The 2,689-nt window shown below is 72.1% G+C and carries 4 protein-coding genes; 2 read left to right on the top strand and 2 right to left on the bottom strand.

The features are described 5' to 3' along the window. Both ACWGIU_RS34940 and ACWGIU_RS34945 read right to left on the bottom strand, forming a co-directional pair. On the bottom strand, window positions 1–877 hold an 877-nt coding region (locus ACWGIU_RS34940), incomplete at its 3' end, for a YhgE/Pip domain-containing protein (RefSeq protein ID WP_453712121.1). Next, complete coding sequence (locus ACWGIU_RS34945; RefSeq protein WP_453712122.1) at window positions 849–1,745, bottom strand: ATP-binding cassette domain-containing protein; 897 nt, start codon at window positions 1,743–1,745, stop codon at window positions 849–851. The genes ACWGIU_RS34940 and ACWGIU_RS34945, both read right to left, overlap by 29 nt. A 172-nt stretch (window positions 1,746–1,917) precedes the next feature. Here ACWGIU_RS34945 and ACWGIU_RS34950 point away from each other — a divergent pair, with 172 nt between their 5' ends. Then, the gene (locus tag ACWGIU_RS34950; protein ID WP_453712123.1) at window positions 1,918–2,412 is read left to right on the top strand and encodes an SAV_6107 family HEPN domain-containing protein; all 495 of its coding nucleotides are present in this window, start codon (window positions 1,918–1,920) and stop codon (window positions 2,410–2,412) included. A 73-nt stretch (window positions 2,413–2,485) separates the two neighbouring features. Beyond that, the coding region (locus tag ACWGIU_RS34955) for a class I SAM-dependent methyltransferase (protein WP_453712124.1) at window positions 2,486–2,689 on the top strand (204 nt) is incomplete at its 3' end.

Here is a 2,689-nt window from a genome sequence, read left to right on the forward strand (position 1 = left end):
CGGTGAAGGTGCCGAGGTGGTTGTTGACCACCTTCGCACTGTCGGCGACGAGCTCGGCGGTGTCCGCCAGGTTTTTGGGGTCCTTGACGAAGGGGCGGGCCTTGTCCGCGGCCCCGTTGACCTTGTCGGCCAGCGCCTGGGTACCGTCCGCGACGTCCTTGGAGCCGGTCTCCAGCTTGCCGGCGGCCGTGTTGAGCTTCTGCAGACCGCTGTTGAGCTCGCCGGACTTCTCCTGCGCCGTGTCGAGGCCGTCGGCGAGCTCCTTGGCGCCTTCCTGGGCCTTGCCCGCGCCGTCCTTGAGCTGGTCGGCGCCGTCGGCCGCCTCGGCGGTCTTGTCGTGCAGGTCGGAGAAGTTGACGAAGATCTTGTCGAGGAAGCCGCGGGAGGCCTTGGCGGACGCCGCGGAGCGGACTTCCGCGAAGACGGTGCGCGAGATCGAGCCGACGATGTAGTTGTTGGCGTCGTTCGTGCGGACTTGGAGCGCACCGGTGGTGGGGTCGCCGCCGGAGCTGGAGGCGATCTTCGCGCTGAAGTCCTCCGGCAGGGTCAGGGTCAGGTAGTACGTACCGTTCTCCAGGCCCTCGGCCGCTTCCTCGGCACTCGCGTCGCGCCAGTCGAAGGACTTGGTGCTGGCGTGCAGCTTCTTGGCGATCTCGGCGCCGGCGTCGACGCGCTCGCCGTCGACGGTCGTGCCCTTGTCGGCGTTGACGAGGGCGACGGGCACCTTGTTCAGGTTCTTGTACGGGTCCCAGAAGGACCACAGGTACAGGGCTCCGTAGAGCAGTGGCAGCAGGAGCAGCGCCACGAGAGCGGCCCGGGGCAGCTTCCCCCGCCCGAACCGCTTCAGCTCAAGCGCGGCCAGCTTCGGCGAGTGCATCGTCCGCCCCCTTCGTGTCGTCGTTCTCGGTCTTCCCGTCGGACCGCGTGGCGTTCTCCGTGTCGTTCTTCGTGTCGTTCTCGGAGCCGCCGCCGGGGTCGGCGCCGGGCTCGGTCTCGGTCTGGGGCTCGGTATCGGTGCCGGTCGCCGCGTCGGCCGGACCGGCCGGCTCCTTGGGGGAGGTCCGCAGGACGACCGCGTCGGCGGGCGCCTCGCTGCACACCGCGAGGACGGTGATCCCGCGGGCGGCGACCGAGCGGAGCAGGTCCCAGGCCTCGGCGCGTTCGGTGTCGGACAGCTTGAGGTCGAGGTCGTCGAGGGCGAGCAGTCCCGGGGAGCCCAGCAGCGCGATGGCGACGGACAGCCGTACGGACTCCAGGCGTTCCAGGTCCCGGACGGAGGTCCGCTCACCCTTGGGCAGCGCGGCGAGATCCAGTCCGGCGGCCTCCAGGGCGGAGGCGATCCGCGCCTCGGCGGCGGCGCGGCGCTCGGCCCGGGGCCGGAGCATGGCGCGGACCGGAGCGCCGTAGTGGCGCTGGAGCAGGGCGCCCTCGCGCAGCTGTTCCGCGACGGTGAGGGCCTGGTCGAGCTCGTTGACCCCGGAGACCGGGCCCAGTGCGGCGATCCGGCGGACCGCGGTCATCCGCTTCGGCAGGTGGTGGCCGCCGACCTCGGCGTGACCCCGGGTGGGCTTCATCCGCCCGGTGAGGGCGAGGAGCAGGCAGGTCCGGCCACTGCCGGAGGGACCTTCGACCGCGATGAGCGAGCCTGGCGCCGCGTCGATGCCGACTCCCCGGAAGGCCCAGCCGCGCGGGCCCTTGAGTCCGAAGTCCTCGGCCTTGACGGCCGCGCCGTGCGGGCTGTCCACGCCGTCCCCCTTCTTTTTGAACTGACCGGTCAGTTCAAAAACTAGCACCCTTCGTCGCACCAGGTGCGCAGGAGGGGGCAGTTGCCCGGTTCATGACCGTAAAAGCCCAGGTCAGCGCAATTGTCAGTGGGGCCCGTCACGATGGGTGCAACGCATCGACAGGAGGTTCGTCATGGCCACACCGTCCCCGTCCCCTGTCCACCCCGTCCTGCGCGGGTCGACGGCCCCACCGGCCGCCCTGGACCTGCTCGCCAAGGCCCGCAGCGGCTTGGCGGAGGCCGCCCGGCTGACCCGCCCCAATGAGCGCTACGCCACCGCTCACCTCGCCGCCCTGCGCACCGCCGCGGCCGTGCTCGCCGCACGCGCCCGGCCCGAACCGGTGAACCCGCGGCGGCGGCCCCGGATCCGCAGTGCGTGGGAGGTGCTGCCGGAGATGGCCCCGGAGCTGACCGAGTGGAGCGCGCTCTTCGCCTCCGGCGCCGCCCGCCGGGCCAGGGCGGAGGCGGGGATAGCGGACGCGGCGAGTTGCCGGGACGCGGACGATCTGGTGCGGGCGGCCTCGATGTTCCTTCGCCTGGTGGAGCGGATGCTCACCGTCCGGACGCCGCCCCAGCCCCTGGGGCAGACCTTGCCGCAACCGCGTCCGGAGCATCCGGACGCGGGATGAGCTGCCCGGCGGCGGAAGGCAATAGGGTGGGCCAGGACCGCTCACCCTTTACCGCGCCGAGGAGCCATCAGCCGTGTCGGACACTTCCCGCCCCCGTGCCTCCCTCCGCACCGCCGTGGTGTGGGAGGTCCTCAAGGAGGCACTCGACCGCCGGGTGAAGGCGACCGGGCGGGATGTGCTGGACGTGCTCGACACCGGTGGCGGCACCGGCAAGTTCGCCGTGCCGGTGGCCCGTCTGGGCCACCGGGTCACCGTGGTCGACCCCAGCCCGACCGCG

The organism is Streptomyces sp. NPDC054840 (assembly GCF_053611065.1).

Bases quoted from the DNA above. Each gene is read 5' to 3' on its own strand.
- ACWGIU_RS34950 (WP_453712123.1), top strand. From the start codon at position 1,918: ATGGCCACACCGTCCCCGTCCCCTGTCCACCCCGTCCTGCGCGGGTCG.